Genomic DNA, 21,973 nt, shown 5'->3' on the forward strand with positions numbered 1-21,973 from the left:
CTATCGCCTATCGCTGACACTTCGTGATCGCCAACGGCTAGTTGACGAATGCTGCAAAGCGGCGTCGCGGCCGCTTGATCACATGCGGAAGTTCTCGCCCAGATAGACGCGTCGCACAGACTCGTTGGCGATGATTTCCTCGGGCTGTCCCTCGGCCAGCACGGTGCCTTCGCTGATGATGTATGCGTGGTCGCAGATGCCCAGCGTTTCGCGCACGTTGTGGTCGGTAATCAGCACGCCGATGTTGCGTGCCTTCAGGAAGCTGACGATGCGCTGGATCTCGCCCACGGCGATCGGGTCCACGCCCGCGAATGGTTCGTCGAGCAGGATGAAGCGCGGCGCCGACGCCAGCGCGCGCGCGATTTCCACGCGGCGGCGCTCGCCGCCCGACAGCGACAGCGCCGGGTTGTTGCGCAGGTGGGCGATCTGCAGGTCATCGAGCAGCGAGTCGAGCCGGCGATCGATTTCCTGCTTGGGCAGCGGCTTGCCGTTGACCACCTGCAGTTCCAGCACCGCGCGGATGTTCTCCTCCACGTTGAGCTTGCGGAAGACAGAGGCTTCCTGCGGGAGGTAGGACAGTCCCATGCGCGCGCGCTCGTGGATGGCCAGGCCGCTGATGTGCTGGCCATCGAGCACGATATCGCCTTCGTCCAGCGCGACCAGTCCGACGATCATGTAGAACGACGTGGTCTTGCCCGCGCCGTTCGGGCCGAGCAGGCCGACGACCTCGCCGCTCTTGACGTCGAGCGAGACGTCCTTGACCACGGTGCGCGAGCCATAGCGCTTCTTCAGATGGCGCACGACCAGCGTGCTGCTATCCGTGGATGGGGCGGAAGAAGCCTGATCGGCGAGCGTGGCGGTATCGTTCATCGGGTACGGATAGAGCTTGAAACGGTCAGGGCTTGGCCGGCTGTGAGGACGGCTTCAGGTCGAGCGGCGCGCCGGCGGGCGCGCTGGCCTGGTTCGCGCGCGGCGACAGCACAGCGCGCACGCGGCCAGAAGGGTTCCCGGCTGACGCGTTGTTGTCGCCGCCGGTTGCGGTATAGAACTCATTGCGGCTGTCGTACGTGATTACCGCGCCGCGGATTTCATCCAGGATCTTCGCGCCGACACCGGAAACACGCGCCGCGCGTGCATTGCCGATCAGCTTGTTGATCTCCGACTTGCCGTCGTATTCGATGCGGTCACCCCAGCCGTCGATGTACTCGTCCACGCCGTCGCGTTTCTGGCGGATATAGGCCTGGCGGCCCGGCTTGGAGGTGGCGATGGCGTACTGGTAACCCTCGGGGTCGGTGCGGAGTTCGGCGGCGTCAGACTTCAGCACCATCGTGCCCTTGGTCAGCACCACGTTGCCGGTCAGAGTGTAGATCTGCTTGACGTCATCGTAGCTGGCATTGTCGGCTTCCAGCACCAGCGGCTTGGTCTGGTCCGCGCGCTCGGCGAAAGCAGGCTGGGCCAGGAACAGGCCGATGGCGGCGATGGCCGCCATCAGGGCGGGCGCGGTGCGGCGACAGGACGATGTCGTCAGGGAAGCAGTCATTTTTGGCTTTGCTGAAAGGGGAAGGCAGCAGTCAGGCGGACGGTGGGGCGCAAATCCCGATGTCACTGGGCGCTGGCCTGCCCCGGCGAATTCATGATGATGGTGCCGCGAACGTTACCCAGCAATTGTACTTCGCGGGTGACGTTGTTGAAGATCAGGCCGTTGGCGTTCATTACCGACGGTCCGCGCGTCAGTTCCACGGGCTTGTCTGTCTTGACGATGTCGTCGTTGACCAGCAGCTGAAAGTACTGCGACGCCGCCGTCATGCGCGGGTCCTTCGACACATCGGTACCCGCCTGGCGCACGATGAACGCATTGCCGTACAGGTCGATGATCGAGCCCTCGGCATTCATCACGCCGCGATTCGCGTTGGCGGTAACGGGCGGGCGATCCGGCTCGTAGTTGCGCATGGCCGGCGTGGTCACCTCGTAGGTCTGGTCGTCCTCGAAATGGACCATCTTCACGCCGGTGAAGCGGATCTTGGTATTGCCATCCTCGGCCAGTTCCGTGGCCGAGAAGCGGTCCATGTAGTAGTCGGGGACGTGCCGCTTGACCTGCGCCTGCGCCGTGGCTTCATGCGGCGAGTTGATCTGCACGAGCCAGAACGTGCTGCCGGCAACGATCGCCATCAGCAGCAGCGGCAGCAGCCGCATGATCAGGCCGGTGATTCTGGACAGGAACTCTGGCATTGATCAGATGACCTTGGCCCGGGTCAGGTCATGGATGTGGAGCGCGCCCGCCAGGTGGCCATCGTCATCGACGACGAGCAACTGGTTGATGCGGTTCGTTTCCATGATCTGCACGGCTTCCACGGCGAGCTTGTCGAGATGCACGGTGTGGGGGTTGCGGTGCATGACCTCGCCGATCGGCACGGTCTTCCAGTCGCGCGGCGTTTCCAGCAGGCGGCGCAGGTCGCCGTCGGTGAACACGCCCACGGCGCGGCCGTCGGGGTCCACCACGGCGGTCATGGCCATGCCCTTGCGGGTGATTTCCATCAGGGCCTGGGCCAGCGGCGTGCTTTCACGCACCGCAGGCACCGCATTGCCGGTGCGCATCACGTCGCGCACGTGGGTGAGCAGCTTGCGGCCCAGCGCGCCGCCGGGGTGCGAGCGCGCGAAGTCGTCTTCGCCAAAGCCGCGCGCGTCGAGCACCGCCACGGCCAGCGCGTCGCCCAGCGCCAGCGCGGCGGTGGTGCTGGCGGTCGGGGCCAGGTTCAGCGGGCAGGCCTCCTGCGCCACAGCACCGTCGAGGTGGGCGTTGGACAGTTTGGCTAGGTTCGATTCGGCGTTGCCGGTGATCGAGATCAACCCGGCGCCGATGCGCTTGACGATCGGAATGATCGCCAGCAGTTCGGCCGTTTCACCGGAATTGGAGAAGGCGATCAGGACGTCGTCGCGCGTGATCATGCCGAGGTCGCCATGGCTGGCCTCGGCGGGATGCACGAAGAAGGACGGCGTGCCGGTGGATGCCAGCGTGGCGGCCACTTTGCGGCCGATATGGCCCGACTTGCCGATGCCGGACACGACGACGCGCCCGGTGCAGCCGAGAATCATCTCCACCGCCGTCGTGAACGCGGGCGTGAGCCTTCCGGCCAGCGCGGAAACGGCCTCGGCTTCGATTTCAAGGGTCTGGCGGGCGAGCCTGAGTGCTCGATCCGCATCGAAATTGGCTATCATGGCGTCGGAGTATACCAACGAATGCGATGGCGTCTGGCCCGGCTTTCCAGCCTTTTGCCGCCTTGACGACCGCCGCGCTTGCCGTGTTTCGCCGGCAGGGCGCAAATGCCGGGACGGCGCGCGTGCCTGGCTGGTACTTTTCAATCGCCGATGCATTCTCCGCTGGAACTGACCCTGGTGCTGCTGGCCGCTGCCGTTTTTGGCGTGGTGGCGTTCCGCATGTTGCAACTACCGCCGATGCTCGGGTATCTGGCGGTCGGTATCCTGATCGGCCCGCACGCGCTCGGCCTGGCCAGCGATTCGGGCCAGACCAAATACCTGGCCGAATTCGGCGTCGTCTTCCTGATGTTCTCGATCGGGCTCGAGTTCAGCCTGGCCAAGCTGCGCGCGATGAAGCGGCTGGTGTTCGGGCTGGGTGGATCACAGGTCATCCTGTCGATGCTGGCTGTGGTGCCGGCGAGCTGGATGTTCAACTGGCTGTTCCCGTTGTCCTGGCAGGCATCCGTGGCCCTGGGTGGCGCGCTGGCCATGTCCTCCACGGCCATCGTTTCCAAGATGCTTTCCGAGCGCATGGAGCTGGAAAGCGAGCACGGGCGCAACATCATCAGCATCCTGCTGTTCCAGGATCTGGCCGTGGTGCCGCTGCTGATTGTGATCCCCGCGCTGTCGCGCGACCCGGGAGACCTGGCGTTCGCGCTGGGGCTGGCCACGGTCAAGATCGCCGTGGCCCTGGGCGCGATCTTCTTCCTGGGCCAGCGCCTGATGAGTCGCTGGTTCCACGTCGTGGCGGCGCGCCGGTCGCAGGAACTCTTCATGCTGAACCTGCTGCTGGTCACGCTGGGCATGGCCGCGCTGACAGAGCGGCTGGGCCTGTCGATGGCGCTCGGCGCGTTCATGGCGGGGATGCTGATCTCGGAAACGCCCTACCGCCATCAGGTGGAAGAGGACATCAAGCCGTTCCGGGACGTGCTGCTCGGGCTGTTCTTCGTCACGATCGGCATGTTGCTGAACATCCGGGTGGTGTTCGACCACGTCTGGCTCGTGCTCGCGCTGCTGATCGTGCCGATCCTGTTCAAGCTGGTGCTGATCGCGGTGCTGGCGCGGCTGTTCGGTTCGCGCCAGGGGGTGGCGATCCGCACCGGCCTTGGCTTGGCGCAGGCGGGCGAATTCGGCTTCGTGCTGCTGAACCAGATCGATGGCATGGGGCTGGTGGACCCGGTGCTGATCCAGGTGATCCTGGCGTCGATGCTGCTGTCGATGCTGGCCGCGCCGTTCCTGATCCAGTACAGCGACGCGATCGTGCTGCGGTTTGCCGCGAACGAATGGCTGTTGCAATCGCTGAACATGACCCGGATCGCGGCGCAGAGTCTGCAGACCGAGAAGCACGCGATCATCTGCGGGTACGGCCGCAGCGGCCAGAACCTGGCTCATATGCTGGAACGCGAGGGCATCACCTACGTGGCGCTCGACCTCGACCCGGATCGCGTGCGTGACGCGGCGGCTGCGGGCGATACGGTGGTTTATGGCGATGCCGGCCGGCGCGAGGCGCTGATCGCGGCCGGTATCCACCGCGCGGCGCTGGTGGTGGTGACTTATGCCAATACGCCATCGGCGGTGAAGGTGCTGCACCACGTGCAGGAGCTGGCGCCGGCGCTGCCGGTGCTGGTGCGGACCGTCGATGATTCCGAACTGGACATCTTGCAGAAGGCGGGCGCGACCGAGGTGGTGCCCGAAATCATCGAGGGCAGCCTGATGCTGGCTTCACACGCGCTGGTGCTGCTGGGCGTGCCGATGCGCCGCGTGGTACGGGGCGTGCAGCAGGCGCGCGACGCACGCTACAGCCTGCTGCGCGGCTATTTCCACGGCCGTGACGACGAGGAAGACATGGTGGAACGGGACACGGTGCGGCTGCACGCGGTGTCCCTCGGGCCGGAACACACGGCCGTGGGGCGTCGCCTGGGCGCGCTGGGGCTGGAGCGGATCGGCGTGGAGGTCACGGCGGTGCGCCGGCGCGGCATCCGCGCCTTCGACCCCGAGCCGGACACCGTGCTGGAGCCGGGCGACATCGTGGTGCTGCGTGGCACGCCCGAGGCGCTGGAGTCGGCCGAGGAACGGCTAATCAAGGACTAGAACTAGACGCAGAGGCGTGCTCGCCTCTGGCTGCTCTTGGCAACGGCGAATTGCCGGCCTCCACCCACGATGCCGGCAGACTATCCAGCACGGCTCGCGCATCGAGCGACCGAATGGGCACACTAGTATCGGCCGGGATGCGCCCATCGTTTTGTAGAAGCAGGTAGCGCATACAGCACACCCGCAGGAACGAGGCAAAGTTGGCCGACAGCGACGTCTCGCCGCGATGTTCGGCGAGTTCGTCGTGTAGCCGCGTCAGCAACTGGTTGACGGTCATGCCGTCGCGTTGCGCCAGTTCTTCCAGGACCTCCCAGAACAGATTTTCCAGCCGGATGCTGGTGGCCATGCCGTGCAGGCGCAACGATCGGGACTGGGTCTGGTACGAATCCGGATTGGCCCGGATGAAGATCTCACACATGGATACCTCCGTGCGGCGCGGCCGCGGGCCCGATGGCCCGCGTCGCGTTCGGAAGCCTCTACTCTACGATCCGCGTCCCGAGCACTGCAAGGAACTGCGCCAGCCAGGCCGGATGGGCAGGCCAGGCCGGCGCCGTTACCAGGTTGCCGTCGGTATGGGCCTGGTCGACCGGGATATCGGCATATTTGCCGCCGGCCAGCCGCACCTCGGGCGCACAGGCGGGGTAGGCGGAACAGGTGCGACCTTCGAGCACGCCGGCTGCCGCCAGCAGTTGCGCGCCGTGGCAGACCGCGGCGATCGGCTTGTTGGCCTGGGCGAAGTGGCGCACGATCTCAAGCACGCGGGCATTCAGCCGCAGGTATTCGGGGGCGCGGCCGCCTGGAATGACGAGGGCGTCATACCGCGCCGGATCGATGTCCGCGAACGTGGCATTCAGCGTAAAGTTGTGGCCGCGCTTCTCCGTGTAGGTCTGGTCGCCTTCGAAGTCATGGATGGCGGTGGCGCAGTGGTCGCCAGCCTTCTTGTCCGGGCAGACCGCGTGAACCGTGTGGCCCACCATCTGCAGTGCCTGGAACGGCACCATGGTTTCGTAGTCTTCGGCGAAGTCGCCAGCCAGCATCAAGATCTTCTTGGCCACGGTTGTCTCCTGTATCGTTGCGGGTTGCGGATGTTCAAACTGCCGGGCCATTGTGCGGCGATGGTTTTGGACACGGGTGGTAGCCCGTTACCGCATCGCGCGTAATTTCACTTTCCAGTTTCTTTCATGTCGAACTCCATCATCCAGTCCCCCGATCTTGGCGATGTCACCGGTTACCTGCGTGACCGCATCCGCACCGTGCCGGACTGGCCGCAGCCGGGCGTGATGTTCCGCGACATCACGCCGCTGCTGCAGAACCCCAAGACGCTGCGCGTGCTGATCGACGTCTTCGTGCACCGCTACATGGACCAGAACCTGGACCTCGTGGCTGGCATCGACGCGCGCGGCTTCATCCTCGGGTCGATCATCGCGTACGAGCTGAACCTGGGCTTCGTGCCGATCCGCAAGAAGGGCAAGTTGCCGTTCCAGACGGTGGCCGAGGAATACGAGCTCGAGTATGGCAGCGCCACCGTGGAGATCCATGCCGATGCCTGCAAGCCGGGAGACCGCGTGCTGCTGATCGACGACCTGATCGCCACGGGTGGCACGATGATGGCGGGACGCAAGCTGCTGGAGCGTCTTGGCGCAACGGTGGTGGAAGGCGGGGCGATCGTCGACCTGCCTGAGCTCGGCGGCTCCAAGCTTTTGCAAGCCAGCGGCCTGTCGCTGTTCACGGTCTGCAATTTCGACGGCCACTAGAAAGCCCTAGGAAGCCATTAGGAAGTCGTTTCAAAAGGATTCCGGCGTCGTTGCGGGGCCTTGCCGTACCGCTTGTACTGTCTGCGGCCCCGCTCCAGGCCAGAACCGCTTCGCTTCATCCTGAGACAGCTTCCAGGATGGCTCGAATCGCCGCCCTCTCCCGGGTTTGCTCCCTTCGGCAGGGGGGCGCATAATGCCTCCTTGAAATAACAAGGTGATGACCGGGCTGCGCGCCTCGCTTCCGCCCCTCGCGGTACCGGTCACGAAGAAGGCTGCACTATGGGCGTATTGCTTCATCTTCTCTCCGGCGTGGCGCTCCTGATTTGGGGCACCAACATAGTCAAGGTCGGTATCCTGCGCGTGTACGGCGCCAATCTGCGCCACGTGCTTTCCGTCAGCGTGTCCAACCGGTTTGCTGCGTTCCTCGCGGGCGTCGGCGTGACCGGTCTCGTCCAGAGCAGCAATGCCACGGCCGTGATCGTCAGTTCGTTCGTCGGACAGGGACTGATCGCGGTGGCCCCCGCGCTGGCGATCATGCTGGGTGCGAACGTGGGTACCGCGCTGATGGTGCAGGTGTTCTCGCTCGATCTGTCATGGCTGTCGCCGCTGCTGATCTTTATTGGCGTGATCCTGCATCTGTCATGGAAGGGCAGCAAGGCCGGCCACGTGGGGCGCGTGCTGATCGGGCTGGGTCTGATCACGCTGGCGCTGGAACTGATTTCGATCGCCACGCGGCCCGTGGTGCAGGCGGCCGGTGTCAAGGTGCTATTCAGCACGCTGACTGGCGACGCTGCGCTGGACATGCTGATCGGCGCGGTGCTGACGATCCTCTGCTATTCGAGCCTGGCCATGGTGCTGTTCTGCGGCGCGCTGGCATCGGCCGGGGTGGTGTCGATCCACGTGGCCATGGCGCTAGTGCTGGGCGCCAATCTCGGCTCGGGTATCTCGGCGCTGATGTCGACGTCGGGCAACAACCAGCCCGGCAAGCGCGTGACGCTGGGCAACCTGCTGTCGCGCCTGCTCGGTTGCGTGATCGCGTTGCCGCTGCTGACGAAGGCCGAGGAACTGCTGGCGCTGGTTGGCAGCGAGCCGCAGCGGATGATCGTGAACTTCCATCTGCTGTTCAACGTGGCGCTGGCACTTTTGCTGCTGGGCGCTACCGCGCCGCTGGCGCGCCTGTGCGAGGCCATTCTGCCGGGCCGGAACACCGGCGACAGCCAGGTCACGCCGCGCCACCTCGATCCGGCCGCGCTGTCCACGCCGACGCTCGCGTTGTCTAACGCCGCGCGTGAGGTGCTGCGCATCGGCGATCGCGTCGAACAAATGCTCGACAACCTGCTGCGCGTGCTGCGGACCAACGATCTGAAGCTGGCCAATGCCACCTGTCGTATCGACAACGAAGTCGACGATCTCTACACCGCAATCAAGCTCTACCTGACGCAGATCAGCACCGAGGCGCTGGATGAGCACGATGGCGAGCGCTGGACCGAAATCATCTCGTTGACGATCAACCTGGAGCACGCGGGGGATCTGATCGAACGCGTGATCGTCGACACCAAGGAAAAGAAGATCGCGCACAACCTGTCGTTCTCCGAGGCCGGCATGCAGGAGATCGCCGAGATGCACGCCCGCGTGGTGGCGAACCTGCGTCTGGGACTGTCGGTGTTCCTGACCGGCGACCTGCGCAGCGCCCAGCAACTGATGGCGGAGAAGGCGGCCTTCCGCGATCTGGAGCGCGATCTGTCGCGCTCGCACCTGCAGCGTGTGGCCGTGCAGACCGTGGAGAGCATCGAGACCAGCTCGCTCCATCTGGATCTGATCGCGGAACTGAAGCGGCTCAATTCGCTGTTCTGCTCCACCGCATATCCGGTGCTGGAGCGGGCGGGGATGATGAACCGCAGCCGGATGAAGGAGGATCCGGAGGAGAAGGTCGCGGCGGTGGCGGGCGCTCGCTAGCGGGGCTGGGGGAGCGGGCAGGGCGCGTCGATTTCCGACCACGCCCTGGAGACCTACCCCTGCTTCTTCAACAGAGGCGCCAGATACTTGCCCGTGAAGCTCGCCTTGCTGGCGGCCACGACTTCCGGGGATCCCTTCGCGATCACCTGGCCACCACCCGCACCGCCCTCCGGGCCCATGTCGATCAGCCAGTCCGCCGTCTTGATGACGTCGAGGTTGTGCTCGATGATCACGACCGTGTTGCCCTGGTCGCGCAGCTTGTGGATGACCTTGAGCAGCAGTTCGATATCGTGGAAATGCAGGCCCGTGGTGGGCTCGTCGAGGATGTACAGCGTGCGGCCGGTGTCGCGCTTGGACAGTTCCAGCGACAGCTTCACGCGCTGCGCTTCGCCGCCGGAGAGCGTGGTGGCCGACTGCCCCAGCCGGATGTAACCCAGGCCCACGTCGAGCAGCGTCTGCAGCTTGCGGCGCACCACCGGCACAGCGTTGAAGAACTCGTGCGCCTGCTCGACGGTCAGGTCGAGCACCTCGGAGATGTTCTTGCCCTTGTACAGCACCTCTAGCGTCTCGCGGTTGTAGCGCTGGCCGTGGCAGACATCGCACGGCACGTAGACGTCGGGCAGGAAATGCATTTCCACCTTGATCACGCCGTCGCCCTGGCATGACTCGCAGCGGCCGCCCTTCACGTTGAACGAGAAACGGCCCGGGTCGTAGCCCCGTTCCTTGGCGGAGGGCACACCCGCGAACAGTTCGCGGATCGGCGTGAAGAGGCCGGTGTAAGTAGCCGGATTCGAGCGCGGCGTGCGGCCGATCGGGCTCTGGTCGACGTTGATGACCTTGTCGAAGTGCTCGAGGCCTTCGATGCGGTCATGCGGCGCGGGCTCCGCAGTCGAGCCATACAGATGGCGTGCCACCGCGTGGTAGAGCGTGTCGTTGATCAGCGTCGACTTGCCTGAACCAGAAACGCCAGTGACGCAGGTGAGCAGGCCCACCGGGATTTCGGCCGTAACGTTGCGCAGGTTATTGCCAGTGGCGTTGACGATGCGGAGCAGCCGCTCGTCGTCGGGCAGGGCGCGCGTCTTCGGCACCTCGATGCGGCGCTGGCCGGACAGGTACTGCCCCGTCAGCGATGCCGGTGAGCTCTCGATCTGGTCCGGCGTGCCTTCCGCCACGATCATGCCGCCATGCACGCCCGCGCCCGGGCCGATGTCGACCACGTAGTCGCACGCGCGGATCATGTCTTCGTCGTGCTCCACCACCAGCACCGAGTTACCGATGTCGCGCAGATGCTTGAGCGTGCCGATCAGGCGGTCGTTGTCGCGCTGGTGCAGGCCGATCGACGGCTCGTCGAGCACGTACATCACGCCGGTCAGGCCGGAGCCGATCTGCGAGGCCAGGCGGATGCGCTGCGCCTCGCCGCCGGACAGCGTGTCCGCGCTGCGCTCGAGCGACAGGTAGTCGAGCCCGACGTTGTTCAGGAAGTTGAGCCGGGCGGTAATTTCCTTGACGATCTTGTCGGCGATCTCGCGCTTGGCGCCGTGCAGGTCCAGCGTCAGGAAGTACGTCAGCGCGTCGCGCAGCGGCCAGCCGTTGATCTCGAAGATCGCGCGGGCCTGATCTGCCTCGCCCACTTTTACATGGCGCGCCTCGGTGCGCAGGCGGGTGCCCTGGCAGACCGGGCACGCCTGGTTGTTCTGGTACTTGGCCAGTTCCTCGCGCACGGCCACCGAATCGGTTTCACGATAGCGGCGTTCGAGGTTCGGGATGATCCCTTCGAACGCGTGCGCGCGCAGTGTGGTGCGGCCGCGTTCGTTGATATACGTGAACGGGATCTCGGTCTCGCCGGAACCGTGCAGGATTACCTGCTGCACTTCGGGTGGCAGTTCCTCGAACGGGGTTTCCGTGTCGAAGTCGTAGAACGCCGCCAGGCTCTGCAGCATCTGGAAATAGAACTGGTTGCGGCGATCCCAGCCCTTGATCGCGCCCGAGGCCAGCGACAGGTTCGGAAAGGCCACCACCCGCTTCGGATCGAAGAAAGTGATCTGGCCCAGGCCGTCGCAGCTGGGGCAGGCGCCCATCGGGTTGTTGAACGAGAACAGGCGCGGTTCCAGCTCCTGCAAGGAGTAGGAGCAGATAGGGCAGGCAAAGCGCGAGCTGAACACATGCTCGCGGCCGGTGTCCATCTCCATCGCGATCGCGCGGCCATCGGCCAGGCGCAGTGCCGTTTCGAACGATTCGGCCAAACGCTGCTTGATGTCGGCGCGGACCTTGACGCGGTCGACCACCACCTCGATCGTGTGCTTTTCGGTCTTCTTGAGCTTGGGCAGCGCGTCGACATCGTAGACCTTGGCTTCGGCCTCATGCGCGGTGCCGCCGCCGGAGCGGATGCGGAAGCGCACGAAACCCTGCGCCTGCATCGTGTCGAACAGATCGGTGTGCTCGCCCTTACGGTCCGAGACCACGGGCGCCAGGATCATCAGCTTGGTGTCTTCGGGCAGCGCCAGCGCCGCATCAACCATCTGCGACACGTTCTGCGCCTGCAGCGCGATGCCGTGGTCGGGGCAGTAGGGCGTGCCGGCGCGGGCGAAGAGCAGGCGCAGGTAGTCGTGAATCTCTGTGACGGTGCCAACGGTCGAGCGCGGATTGTGGCTCGTGGCCTTCTGCTCGATCGAGATCGCCGGGGACAACCCCTCGATCAGGTCGACGTCGGGCTTTTCCATCAGTTGCAGGAACTGGCGGGCGTAGGCGGACAGCGATTCGACATATCGGCGCTGCCCCTCGGCGTAGAGGGTGTCGAATGCCAGCGACGACTTGCCTGACCCCGACAGCCCCGTGATCACCACAAGCTTGTTACGCGGCAGGTCGAGATTGATGTTCTTCAGGTTGTGGGTACGCGCCCCACGGATCTTGATTTCTTCCATATCCCCGTCAATGTGCCTTGCGCAACGCCTGGGGCGCCCGAAACAGGGGCGCCAGCCTGCCGCGACACGCGATTTCCGGGCCCGCCGAAAGCGGAGCGTGATGCGGAAAGCGCGGGAAGCAAACCTGCTAATATACCGAACTTCGGTTTCCGGGGTTGCCCGGCGCCAGACAGGCGAATGACAAAAGGGTGGAGACAGCCCCGCGTCAGCAACTTCCCGGCGTTCGGACGATCGAAGCAGTCGCCGACCGGACCAGATTCCTTATACGACCGCAATGCCGTCGATCCCGCCTTCTTCCCAGCCCGCATCCCTTGCCGACGAGTCCACCCGGACCGAGCCCGCGCGTGACCGCATGACCAAAGGCGAGTTGCGCGCCAGCCTCACACTCGCCAGCATCTTTGCCCTGCGCATGCTGGGCCTGTTCCTGATCCTGCCGGTCTTTGCCGAGTACGCGCGCACGCTGCCCGACGGGCACGATGCCCAGCGGGTTGGCATCGCGATGGGGATCTACGGGCTGATGCAGGCTTTCCTGCACATTCCATTGGGCTGGCTGTCCGACCGGGTCGGGCGCAAGCCGGTCATGGTCGCGGGGCTGCTGCTCTTCGTAGCCGGCGCGCTGGTTGCAGCGTTCTCCGATACCCTGACCGGCATCATCATCGGCCGCGCGTTGCAGGGCATGGGCGCGATCTCGGCGGCCATCACGGCCTGTATCGCGGATCTGACGCGTGAACGCCATCGCACCAAGGCCATGGCAATGGTCGGCGGCAGTATCGGCCTGACGTTCGCGCTCTCGCTGGTGATTGCTTCGCCACTTCTGCATTCGATCGGTATGTCGGGCATCTTCAGCCTGATGGCCGTGTTCGGCGTGGTGGCGATCGGCGTGACGCTGTTCCTGGTGCCTGCGCCGCCGCCGCCGCATCCGGTGCGGCTACCGTTCCGCCAAGTGCTGATGAATGCCGACCTGATTCGTCTGAATGTCGGCGTGCTGGCGCTCCATGCGAGCCAGGTGGCCATGTTCATGGTCGTGCCGGCCATGCTGAGCGACGCGGGGATGCCGCTGGACCAGCACTGGAAGGTCTATCTGCCGGTCGTGCTGGTGTCGTTCCTGCTGATGCTGGCGCCGATGATGGCGGCCGAGCGCTACGGCAAGGTGCGCCCGGTGCTGCTGGCCTCGGTGGCCCTGATGACGGTCGTCCAGATCCTGTTCGCGTCGGTCCATGGCCTGTGGCCGATCGTCGGCGTGCTGCTGCTGTTCTTCGTCGCGTTCAACGTGCTGGAGGCGATGCAACCATCGCTGGTGTCGCGTTACGCCGCGGTCAGCCGTGGGGCGGCGCTTGGCGTCTACAACACGACCCAGTCGCTGGGCCTGTTCCTCGGTGGCGTGGCCGGCGGCTGGCTGCTCCAGCACGAAGGACGCAGCGCAGTTTTCATAGGGTGCGCGGTGGTTCTGGTGCTCTGGCTTATAATCGCGTGGAGCATGAAGGCGCCCCCGGCCCGTAGCCAAGGGAGTGCTTCTGCGGTGGCGGCTTAGAAACCACTTCAGAATGATTCTGGCGTTGGTGTACTGCCTTCGGCCGCACGTCTAGCCAGAACCGCTTCGCTTCATCCTGAAGCGGTTTTTTAGACACAGTTTTTTTCGTATCGGTATTAGTCCGATACGTTTTCCTGCTGTATTGGCGTTAGCATGAACACGCGCTTGACGGTTCATCCGTAGGGCGCGTGATGTCGTTTACGTCCCAGCTTTTTTTGCACGTTCCTTACGTTTAGTACCGCGCTGAAAGGGCGCGGTCCCTGGAGATCATCTACATGGCATCGGTCAACAAAGTCATTCTCGTCGGCAACCTGGGCGCCGACCCCGAAACCCGCTACATGCCCAGCGGCGATGCCGTGACCAACATCCGGCTGGCGACGACCGACCGCTACAAGGACAAGCAGTCCGGCGAATTCAAGGAAGCCACCGAGTGGCACCGCATCGCGTTCTTCGGCAAGCTGGCCGAGATCGCCGGCCAGTACCTGCGCAAGGGTTCGTCGGTCTATATCGAGGGCCGCATCCGCACGCGCAAGTGGCAGGACCAGTCCGGTCAGGACAAGTACAGCACCGAAATCGTCGCGGACCAGATGCAGATGCTGGGTGGCCGTGGCCAGGGCGGTGGCGGCGATGAAGGCGGCTACGGCGGTGGTGCCGGTGGCGGTGCGGGCGGTGGCGGTGGCTACAGCCGCGAATCGCAAGGCGGCGGTGGCCGCAGCCAGGGCGGTGGTGCCCAGGGCGGCGGTCAGCAAGGCGGCCAGCGTCGCCAGCAACAGGCACCGTCGAACGGCTTCGAGGATATGGACGACGATATTCCGTTCTAACCTTGAGTAATTGATATCTGTGAAGATTAGCCCCGCTTAAGAGCGGGGTTTTTCTTTTTAATCAGTATCTTATGGGCGGTGGTGCATTGGAAAGATTTGAGGGCGGATCTCCGGCGGCGTGTGAAATTTCCGTCCGGAAGCGGAAGTGTCAACTTTCGACGTCCTAACGCGAAAATCTTAGTTAGGATTCTCAATGTCTAAACTGAGTGCGGCTAAGACCGCATAAATGTAAATGCGCGCTGGCATCTGCAAACTGACGGGGCAGCATGGCATCTTCCTGAAGTCCCACATCATTCCTGCTGCCCTCACTCGGAAGGACAAGTCTGCCCCGTTCATAGAGGCGGGCAACGGCCGCCCTCCTAAGCGAACCTGGAACAGTTGGTTCGATAGCGAGTTGGTAATCCAGCGCGGCGAGAAGATCCTCACCGAGTTCGACACCTGGGCCATTGCAAACATGAGGCGGGCAAAGCTGGTATGGAGCGGTTGGGGAGAAAGCACCGTTCTTGAGCCGTCAATGGACTTCAGCGCGACCCATCAGCTCCTTGAGGAGCATGACAACCATCTTGGCGTGCATTCGATTCAGGGCATCGATACCGCCCGACTTCGGCTCTTCTTGCTCAGCCTTCTCTGGCGGGCGGCGGTAACGAAGCGGCCAGAGTTTGAGGAGATCAAGCTGCCTGCGGGCGACGAGCAGCAACTACGCCGCATGCTGTTGGAAGGGACTGCGGAGCCCGCGGATTTTTACCCCATCACGCTCACGCAACTCTCCACCTTGGGCCCTCATCACAATCAAACACCCATCTATCGGGACTATCACTTCGGCCCTGACGCCGAACGCGGACTTCCGCCGGCGAAGACCTATCGTTTCTACTTTGATGGACTGATTGCAATCGTGTTCCTGCCGGGATACTCGCCCGATCTGTACGAGGGGATCTCAGCCATTGCAGTAGGAGGGAAGCCAGACCGACTGGACGTGGTGACCGTGCCATTTGAGCACTCCTTCCAGCATGAAAATATGGGTAAGGTCGTTCTGGAGGCGCACACCAACTGGCCGGAAAAGTCCGAGCGCCTAAACATGGCGGGCGGAAATCGTGCGTAATGGCAGTTGGGGGGCAGCCGTTGTCCGCTGCTCTCAACCACAGAAGCTGAGCCTAGCAGGCAGTAGGCCGTTGAAAGCTGGGCTCGAACACTGCCATATTGGACTCCCAGTGCGAGATTGCTTCGTGACACGGAAAAGTCGTAAACATTGCCTACGGTAGTTGGGATGCGTCGGCCGAAGGAGCCCCATGCACACCCGATTCCATATGGTAGTGGTCCGGCACCGGGACGGCGAACGCCTGCCGATCCTTCTGGACGCAGACCGGCAACCTATTGGCTGGATCAATGAGTATGCGATTCAGCGGCTGCGTTCGCGGCTTTCGGCCAACAGCCTGACTAAGACACTGCATGTCCTCGGGCTGCTGTGGCTGTGGGCGGTCCAGCATTCCATTCCGCTGCAGGTTAGATTGCTTGCCGGCGACGGCCTCTCATCTGACGAGATTGCCAGTCAACTCTATCCTTGGTTAAGGCGCGACTTCCAATCGCGAGTGGCGGTACGCCGGCTGGTCGTCGCCCCGACTACCGTAGCGCAGCGTCTGCAGGTCGTCATGCAATTCGTTCGTTGGCATCTGGAAAGGGTTATGGCCCGATTGCCGATTGGAAGCCCGGAGCTGAGCCACGTCAGGGAGCGACTGACCACGATGCAGCGCACGTTCGCCACGGCCGGGCCAAGGCGGGCCGAACCGGTACATCATGCGTCGCCGCTTTCCGAGGAGCGGGTGAGTCGCCTCCTGAGCATCTGCCGTCCCGGCAATGATGAAAATCCCTGGAAGGCTGCGTATCAGGACCGCAATTACGTCATCGTATTGGTACTGTTGTTGTTGGGTATCCGGCGGGGCGAACTCCTCAAACTACGGGTTGCGGACTGCGTCCTATCGGGTACGATTCCGGAGATTCGGGTCGAGCGCTCGCCCGACGACGCGAAGGACCCTCGTCGCCATGAACCCCAGGTGAAGACAGAATCGCGCCAGTTGCCTTGCGATCGGGCGCTGGCTTCACTGCTGAATGCCTATATCTGTCGTACGCGTCGAGCGATACCGGGGGCAGACAAAAGTCCGTTCCTGTTCCTGAGCCGAGATGGCGCGCCGATGAGCCTGTCTCGCGTCAATGGCTTGCTCACCCAGGTGGGCGCTGCACACGCTGAATTCCGCGATCTGCACCCGCACTGCCTGCGCAGCACGTGCGCGACGAACTTCCGAGCGCGAGCACTGCGGACGGGCCTGGACGAGGAGCGCGTCGAGAAGCACATGATGTACTTCTTCGGCTGGCGCTCGTCGGATTCCATCCGCCCTTACGTTTGGCACGCGATCAGGCGGGAGTCCTGTGAGCTCAGCCTTGCGTACCAATCGACGATCTTTAATGCGTCGATGACAGGTATCGAATGACGAACGCCGAGGTCAATCGCGCAATCATGTCGTTGCTGCGAAAGAACAAGCTTCCACCGTTGCCGAGCTACGTCATCGACCGAGATGGCCGTCGTATGGAGATGAGTGGAGCGTACTGGAAGTTCAATGTGCCGACCAGCAACGTCGCGTTTCACTGGGACAGGCAGTCGGACGGAAGCGCCGTAGTGGGCTACGCGTTGCGTCGATGGGCATCGATGCTAATGATGCGGCTAGCGAGCCGGAGCGTCATGAATGCGTTGACCAAAGTGCTAGGGGCCCTGAGAGGAAGGTCCTCAGGCATCGGTACGCAGGGGCAGCCGCTATTGGAACAGTGGCGAGCCTTGGCATCGGTGGAGCAGACGGAAGACCTGAAGGTAGCATTGTGTCGGCATGTCGAGACAACTGTTCGCGCGCTACGGGCCAGAAAGGCGATGGACGAGTTTTACCTTCTGCGAAGCTGGTATCGCTGGTCCGCAACAATGCTCGCGCGCCTGGGGTTCTGTGCGTGAGCACGAGATTCGATGGATGCGCGAGCACGGTAATTGATGGTCGGCTGCGGCACCGTCCATCACCAATGTTGCGTGCCGTCGGGCAACGCTGATGGACGTGGCGATCTATCGCGGTGGACCGGATGCGGAGCAGCGGCACTGATGTAACAAGGGGCCCGGCGGGCCCCTTGTTACTGGATCAGAAGTCGTTATCTGCGAGATCGCCAAGGCCATCAGGATGCTCCTGCCGATCTTCGGCCAGCCACTGGGCCAAGGCCAATTGATAGTGAGCATGCAGACGGTCGCGCAGATCGTCGAGCAATTCGATCACAGCCCAGGCCTGCGCGGGCGTCCAGTTGGCATCAATGAGCAGGGGCAGCCCCTGGGCGATGCCGGATGGCTGGTGGAAGGTCATGGTGATGTCGTCGTTGTGTTGATGGACGTGGCGGCGATGGCCAACGGCGCCACTCACCGCCTGGCGCGGCGGTTCAGGGTTGCGCTGTAGGTTTCCAGATAGAGCTTCTCGTCGATCTGCGGTAGCTCCCGCTGCGCGGCCTGGGCCAGAAGCTCGCCCGCCAGGTTCATCAGGATGCGGTAATTGCCGGCGGCGTGCTCACACAGGGTCTGGCGCAATGGCATGGTCATCAGGGTGGCGTTGCCGGCGGCGGCCAGCAAGTGGTCCAGGCAGGCCTGCAGCTCGTCGATGCTCGCACTCTCCAGCGCCAGACGGCAGCGGATGCGGCTGCCCAGCGGGATCAGGTCCTCGCGGCTGAACTTCTCCGGCAGGCGAGCGTCGCCGGCAAGCACCACGCACAGCAGCAATTGCGAGTCGAAGCGTGCCTGTGCGAGCAGGCGCAGTTCCGAGAGGGCTGGCACCGCCATCTCCTGGGCTTCATCGATGAGCAGCACGCAGCGGCGGCGGCTGGCCTCCATGTGGGTGAGCCAGCGCTCGCGCAGCGCCTTGAAGCCGCCCCAGCGATTGTGGGGCTTGAGCGGTACGGTAAAGATGTCGCTGAGCTCGCGATAGAAGTCCGCCAGATTGCTCTGTGGGTGAGCGATCGAGCCGACCATCAGATCGGGGACGCGCATGAGGCGCTGATGGAGCAGGCGCAGCGTGACGCTCTTGCCGCAACCGGGGTCGCCATGCACCATGGCGAAGCCGCCTTCGCGGGCCATACCGTTCTCAATGCGCCAGCAGAAGTGATCGAGCTTGGGTGGCACGAACACGGCCTCGACGGGGATGTCCTGGGCGAAGGGGTTGAACTTCAGACCGTACAAGGCCAGCAGGTTGGGTTGATTCATAGCTTGGTGGGTGCGGGTGGGAGATAGGCCGGCGGCAGGCCGGTGGCGGCGTGTTCGGCGAGCAACTGACGCAGCAGCGGCGCAGTGCCAGCCTGCGCGGGTTCCTCGTTAGCAGGCGAGGCACCCTTGGCCGTGAGATGCGCGCGCCGTGCGTCGGCATTGGCAGACTTGTCCAGCGGGAACACGGCGGCCAGGATCGCGCCGATGCGCGCATCGATCAGGTCGACTTGGGAGAGATCCCAGCGCGCGTAGCTCAGGCAGACTTGCTCGAGGTGGCGGTAAGCGCCGGGGATCTCGAAGCGCACGCCGTCCAACGTGAAGGTGCCGTCGGTTCTGCGCTGGCGGCGATGCTGGCGGATACGGAAGGCCCGGCGCAAGGCCAGCGCCTCGGGACTGGGGCGCGAGACGTCGGCACAGGACAGGTAGCGCTGCAGAGGCGTCGCCTCGAGTTCGGCGTGTTCCTTGTGGTGGTATTCCTGCTCGACCCAGGCCTGCGTGGCGAGGTTCAATTGCTCCAGGGTGAGGTGCGACTCACCTTCGAGCATGGCCATCAGCCGGGACTCGAGCTGTCCCCAGAAGCGTTCCTGCTTGGCATTCTGGTATGGGCTGTAGGGCAAGGTAGTCTGGTGCAGGATGCCCAGACTGGCCAGCCCCTCGACGAACTCGTCGGCCATCATGGCTGCGCCGTTATCGGTCATGATGGCCCGCGGCAGCCCTCGCTTCATGATCGCCTGCGAGACGCCGTGCACCAGCGAGGCAGTGGTCTCGTCGAGGAACCACTGCAGGTGGCAGACCAGCCGCGAATGGTCGTCCATAATGCAGAGCAGCAGCGGCTTGTGCCACTGCCCATCGGGGGTGAGCACCTTGCGCGAACCATGGTGGAAGTCCAGGTGCCAGAGCGCGGCCACGTGGTCGACCTCGTAGCTACGCACCTCGCGTGCCTCGCGGCGAGCCGCAGCAGCGATGGCCCCATCCGTGCTCGAGCGCGGGGTTGGCTTGCGCACCAGACCCTGCGCCTTCAGATACCGGCACACCGTGGTGTAGGACGGCAGCGTGTCCGGGCCATCCTTGGTCGCGACGCGCAGGTTGTCGTAATGCAACTGCATGGTCCAGCCGGGGTGCTGACGGTACTGCTCGACCAGCGCTTCGATGATGGCTGGGCTCAGACTGACGAAGTGGCCGCAATCGTCGCGCAGTCGGTTCTTGAGTTGATCGACCGGATCCTGGACGTGACGGGCCCGGTAATACCAGCGTTCGATGGAAGACGCGCCGAACTGAACGTCGGCGCCGGTGATGGGGTGCCGCCAGACCTTGGCGGCCAGTGCCTGGAACGCTTGCTGCAATTCTCCTTTGGCAGGCGGCGAAGCCAGCAAAGGGCCAATGACCGAGAAGCGCAAGCGCGCCCATCGGTTGCGATGATCAATCGATAGTGACATGACTCTCCGTTGGGGGGATAACGGGAGCAGGCTACGGGCAGTGCGGGTGACCCGCCATCGACATGTTCTGCGGGAGATTCCCCTATCTGGCGCATCCCTCAGCCAGCGTGGTCAGGCCGGGCCCAGCAGCAGAAGCAACACCGCGGCCAGACGCTCGTCTTCGCTGTCGTGCTCGACCGATTGCAGCAGGCAGTCGGGATAGATGAACGGCTCGGGCGTTGGCGGGATGAGGCCACGCAGCCACCGACCGACGGGGGTCTTGGGGAAGGTCTCGGTCCACCACTGACGCCAGCGCTTGAGCGTGGCCCAACTGATCGCCGGCAGGCCGTCCAGGCAGGCGCCAGTGGCACGGCTCGATCGCAGTACCAGGACAATGGCCAGCCAGACACGCCGGCCGAGAAAGCGCACCGAATCGGGCGTCATGCGTTTGCGGCATCCGGCACAGCACAGGCTCAGGCGCGTATTGCAGTCCGGGTGTGCTGCCGGTGGGCATCCGCGCGGCTTACGCGGATAGTTGGCACTGTGCAGCACAGAGCCGCAATGGCAGCAGCCCCTGTCTCGCGCCACCTTCATCAAGTCTTCGTCGATCCGGCGCAACAGGGCAAAAAACGCTGGCGTTTGTAGCAAGGCATGGCACACTGCTGAGGTCTCCTTCATTGCTCGACACAATAAAGGCGACATCTTCCCTCAGGCGCGTGCATGCACGCTCCCTGAGGGAACCCCTCCAGCGTCCATCACCGTTCTTGCTCAAATCCCCACGCTTTCGGCATCACGAAAGCTGCTTATGCACAGTTCGATGAGCAATTCGCGCTTGAATTGGATGAGGTCTCCATACCCGCACGCTCCTCCAAGCTCGCGGTGGAGTTGGAAGATGAAGAGCGCGGGCCGCTCTGGGACACGGAAGTGGCTGTTCTACGTGCGGCACTGGCAAGTGACCGCTCGCAGGAGCGGGCGCACGTGATGCAGCGTGCAGCGATTGCGTTGAGCCTAGCATATGGTCGGAATCCATCGAACTATTGCCTCCTAAGGGAGGAGGATCTGTCAAACCAGTTGGCCGGGTTCGACGTGCCCCCACAGTGGATATTGTCCATTCCCCGCATCAAGAAGTGGGGAATTGGTGTGCGCCAGCAGTTTGCGCAAGAGCGGGTGAGCAACGATCTGTTGCCGTTGATACATGAGCTGCTGGCGGCCAATGGGAGTATCGATTGCAAAGGCTACCCGCGACCGCTGTTTATGCGTGACAGTGTGGACGAATGGCGGGCCGATACCGGTGTCGAAGAGTATGCGTATCACATGACGGGGAAGGAGTTCTTGGCGCTCATACGGGGATTCGCTACGAGAATGGCAATCGAATCCCCGCGTACCGGAAGTCAGCTTCGCTTGAGTTCACGCCGCTTGCGGTACACGTTTGCCACGACGATGGTGGAGCTTGGCGCTTCCAAGACCGTGCTCGCGACGATGTTGGACCATTCCGATACGCAACATGTACGGGTCTACTACTCGCTGAAGGGAGCGCGGCTGACTCGCATTCTGGATCGCGCTGCTGCGTTGCGGCTCGGCCCCCTCATGAAGCTGTTCAAAGGGACGCCCATTGGAGTGGATTCCGAAGCGGCAAAGGACACTCGCCAGGAAAAGAGAGTTCGCTTCGTGGGGGATGTGGAAGTGATAGATCCGGTGGAGATCGGTGCATGTGGCCAGTCACCGCACTGCTCGTTGGATCCGCCATTCTCCTGCTACGTCTGTCCCAAGTTCCAGCCATACTTGGAGGCCGACCATCAGGCCGTACTGGATGCGCTGCTCAAAGGAAGGGATGAGCGTCGTGGTCGGCTCGGCATGCGCCTGTCAGTTCAGATGGATGAAGTGATCTACGCCGTAGCGGAGGTTGTTCAACTGGTGGCTCACCATGCCAAACGGAACGGCGGTAAGGCGTAAGAC

Annotated in this window: 20 protein-coding genes; 9 read left to right on the top strand and 11 right to left on the bottom strand. The window is 63.6% G+C overall.

All coding sequences use genetic code 11. From position 1 onward, the window contains the following. Positions 1 to 78: 78 nt before the first annotated feature. The 4 genes from lptB to RMET_RS01560 all read right to left on the bottom strand — a co-directional run bounded on the left by lptB (position 79) and on the right by RMET_RS01560 (position 3,216). Entirely contained in the window at positions 79 to 870 is a 792-nt protein-coding gene (gene lptB / locus RMET_RS01545) for an LPS export ABC transporter ATP-binding protein (protein ID WP_011515190.1), read from the bottom strand. A gap of 25 nt (positions 871 to 895) precedes the next feature. Then, a complete protein-coding gene (gene lptA, locus RMET_RS01550) occupies positions 896 to 1,540 on the bottom strand; it encodes a lipopolysaccharide transport periplasmic protein LptA (protein WP_011515191.1) in 645 nt (214 codons plus the stop codon). A 62-nt stretch (positions 1,541 to 1,602) separates the two neighbouring features. Further along, positions 1,603 to 2,229 (bottom strand): LPS export ABC transporter periplasmic protein LptC, encoded by a 627-nt coding sequence (gene lptC, locus RMET_RS01555; protein WP_011515192.1) that lies wholly within the window; start codon positions 2,227 to 2,229, stop codon positions 1,603 to 1,605. Between the two features lie 3 nt (positions 2,230 to 2,232). After that, the gene (locus RMET_RS01560; protein WP_011515193.1) at positions 2,233 to 3,216 is read right to left on the bottom strand and encodes a KpsF/GutQ family sugar-phosphate isomerase; all 984 of its coding nucleotides are present in this window, start codon (positions 3,214 to 3,216) and stop codon (positions 2,233 to 2,235) included. A gap of 150 nt (positions 3,217 to 3,366) precedes the next feature. On the opposite strand from RMET_RS01560, the gene RMET_RS01565 reads away from it, so the two are divergent. Then, positions 3,367 to 5,346 carry a monovalent cation:proton antiporter family protein gene (locus tag RMET_RS01565; RefSeq protein WP_029306755.1) on the top strand — a complete coding sequence of 660 codons (1,980 nt, stop codon included), beginning with the start codon at positions 3,367 to 3,369 and terminating at the stop codon, positions 5,344 to 5,346. Here RMET_RS01565 and RMET_RS01570 read toward each other — a convergent pair. Continuing rightward, positions 5,336 to 5,764 carry a ribbon-helix-helix domain-containing protein gene (locus RMET_RS01570; protein ID WP_011515195.1) on the bottom strand — a complete coding sequence of 143 codons (429 nt, stop codon included), beginning with the start codon at positions 5,762 to 5,764 and terminating at the stop codon, positions 5,336 to 5,338. The two genes, RMET_RS01565 and RMET_RS01570, sit on opposite strands and share 11 nt — an antisense overlap. Before the next feature lie 58 nt (positions 5,765 to 5,822). Then, on the bottom strand, positions 5,823 to 6,401 hold the full coding sequence (locus tag RMET_RS01575; protein WP_017511030.1) for a DJ-1/PfpI family protein: 579 nt from the start codon (positions 6,399 to 6,401) through the stop codon (positions 5,823 to 5,825). Positions 6,402 to 6,527: 126 nt separating this feature from the next. Here RMET_RS01575 and RMET_RS01580 point away from each other — a divergent pair, with 126 nt between their 5' ends. Then, positions 6,528 to 7,100, top strand: coding sequence for an adenine phosphoribosyltransferase (locus RMET_RS01580; protein WP_011515197.1), 573 nt, complete (start codon positions 6,528 to 6,530; stop codon positions 7,098 to 7,100). Between the two features lie 279 nt (positions 7,101 to 7,379). After that, positions 7,380 to 9,056: a Na/Pi cotransporter family protein gene (locus RMET_RS01585; RefSeq protein WP_011515198.1), complete on the top strand. Its 1,677-nt coding sequence runs from the start codon at positions 7,380 to 7,382 to the stop codon at positions 9,054 to 9,056. Positions 9,057 to 9,109: 53 nt separating this feature from the next. Here RMET_RS01585 and uvrA read toward each other — a convergent pair whose 3' ends face one another. Continuing rightward, positions 9,110 to 11,977: an excinuclease ABC subunit UvrA gene (gene uvrA / locus RMET_RS01590; RefSeq protein ID WP_011515199.1), complete on the bottom strand. Its 2,868-nt coding sequence runs from the start codon at positions 11,975 to 11,977 to the stop codon at positions 9,110 to 9,112. Between the two features lie 274 nt (positions 11,978 to 12,251). Here uvrA and RMET_RS01595 point away from each other — a divergent pair, with 274 nt between their 5' ends. From RMET_RS01595 to RMET_RS01615, 5 genes are all read left to right on the top strand, one after another. Continuing rightward, positions 12,252 to 13,508 (top strand): MFS transporter, encoded by a 1,257-nt coding sequence (locus RMET_RS01595; protein WP_011515200.1) that lies wholly within the window; start codon positions 12,252 to 12,254, stop codon positions 13,506 to 13,508. 275 nt (positions 13,509 to 13,783) lie between these two features. Next, positions 13,784 to 14,329 carry a single-stranded DNA-binding protein gene (locus tag RMET_RS01600; RefSeq protein ID WP_011515201.1) on the top strand — a complete coding sequence of 182 codons (546 nt, stop codon included), beginning with the start codon at positions 13,784 to 13,786 and terminating at the stop codon, positions 14,327 to 14,329. A gap of 232 nt (positions 14,330 to 14,561) precedes the next feature. Next, on the top strand, positions 14,562 to 15,428 hold the full coding sequence (locus tag RMET_RS01605) for a hypothetical protein (RefSeq protein WP_011515202.1): 867 nt from the start codon (positions 14,562 to 14,564) through the stop codon (positions 15,426 to 15,428). Positions 15,429 to 15,615: 187 nt separating this feature from the next. Next, the gene (locus RMET_RS01610; RefSeq protein ID WP_011515203.1) at positions 15,616 to 16,812 is read left to right on the top strand and encodes a site-specific integrase; all 1,197 of its coding nucleotides are present in this window, start codon (positions 15,616 to 15,618) and stop codon (positions 16,810 to 16,812) included. Then, positions 16,809 to 17,321: a hypothetical protein gene (locus RMET_RS01615; protein ID WP_029310226.1), complete on the top strand. Its 513-nt coding sequence runs from the start codon at positions 16,809 to 16,811 to the stop codon at positions 17,319 to 17,321. The genes RMET_RS01610 and RMET_RS01615 overlap by 4 nt, the downstream gene beginning before the upstream one ends. A gap of 178 nt (positions 17,322 to 17,499) precedes the next feature. Here RMET_RS01615 and RMET_RS01620 read toward each other — a convergent pair whose 3' ends face one another. The 4 genes from RMET_RS01620 to RMET_RS31985 all read right to left on the bottom strand — a co-directional run bounded on the left by RMET_RS01620 (position 17,500) and on the right by RMET_RS31985 (position 20,695). Further along, positions 17,500 to 17,715: a hypothetical protein gene (locus RMET_RS01620; protein WP_011229369.1), complete on the bottom strand. Its 216-nt coding sequence runs from the start codon at positions 17,713 to 17,715 to the stop codon at positions 17,500 to 17,502. A gap of 53 nt (positions 17,716 to 17,768) precedes the next feature. Further along, on the bottom strand, positions 17,769 to 18,602 hold the full coding sequence (locus RMET_RS01625) for an ExeA family protein (RefSeq protein WP_008651548.1): 834 nt from the start codon (positions 18,600 to 18,602) through the stop codon (positions 17,769 to 17,771). Continuing rightward, on the bottom strand, positions 18,599 to 20,038 hold the full coding sequence (locus RMET_RS01630) for an IS481 family transposase (RefSeq protein ID WP_008651549.1): 1,440 nt from the start codon (positions 20,036 to 20,038) through the stop codon (positions 18,599 to 18,601). The genes RMET_RS01625 and RMET_RS01630 overlap by 4 nt, the downstream gene beginning before the upstream one ends. Before the next feature lie 111 nt (positions 20,039 to 20,149). Beyond that, a complete protein-coding gene (locus tag RMET_RS31985; RefSeq protein WP_124682078.1) occupies positions 20,150 to 20,695 on the bottom strand; it encodes a transposase in 546 nt (181 codons plus the stop codon). A 159-nt stretch (positions 20,696 to 20,854) separates the two neighbouring features. Here RMET_RS31985 and RMET_RS01640 point away from each other — a divergent pair, with 159 nt between their 5' ends. Next, on the top strand, positions 20,855 to 21,970 hold the full coding sequence (locus tag RMET_RS01640) for a tyrosine-type recombinase/integrase (protein WP_049799649.1): 1,116 nt from the start codon (positions 20,855 to 20,857) through the stop codon (positions 21,968 to 21,970). The last annotated feature ends 3 nt before the right edge of the window (positions 21,971 to 21,973 follow it).

This window comes from Cupriavidus metallidurans CH34 (assembly GCF_000196015.1).
GTDB classification, from domain to species: domain Bacteria; phylum Pseudomonadota; class Gammaproteobacteria; order Burkholderiales; family Burkholderiaceae; genus Cupriavidus; species Cupriavidus metallidurans.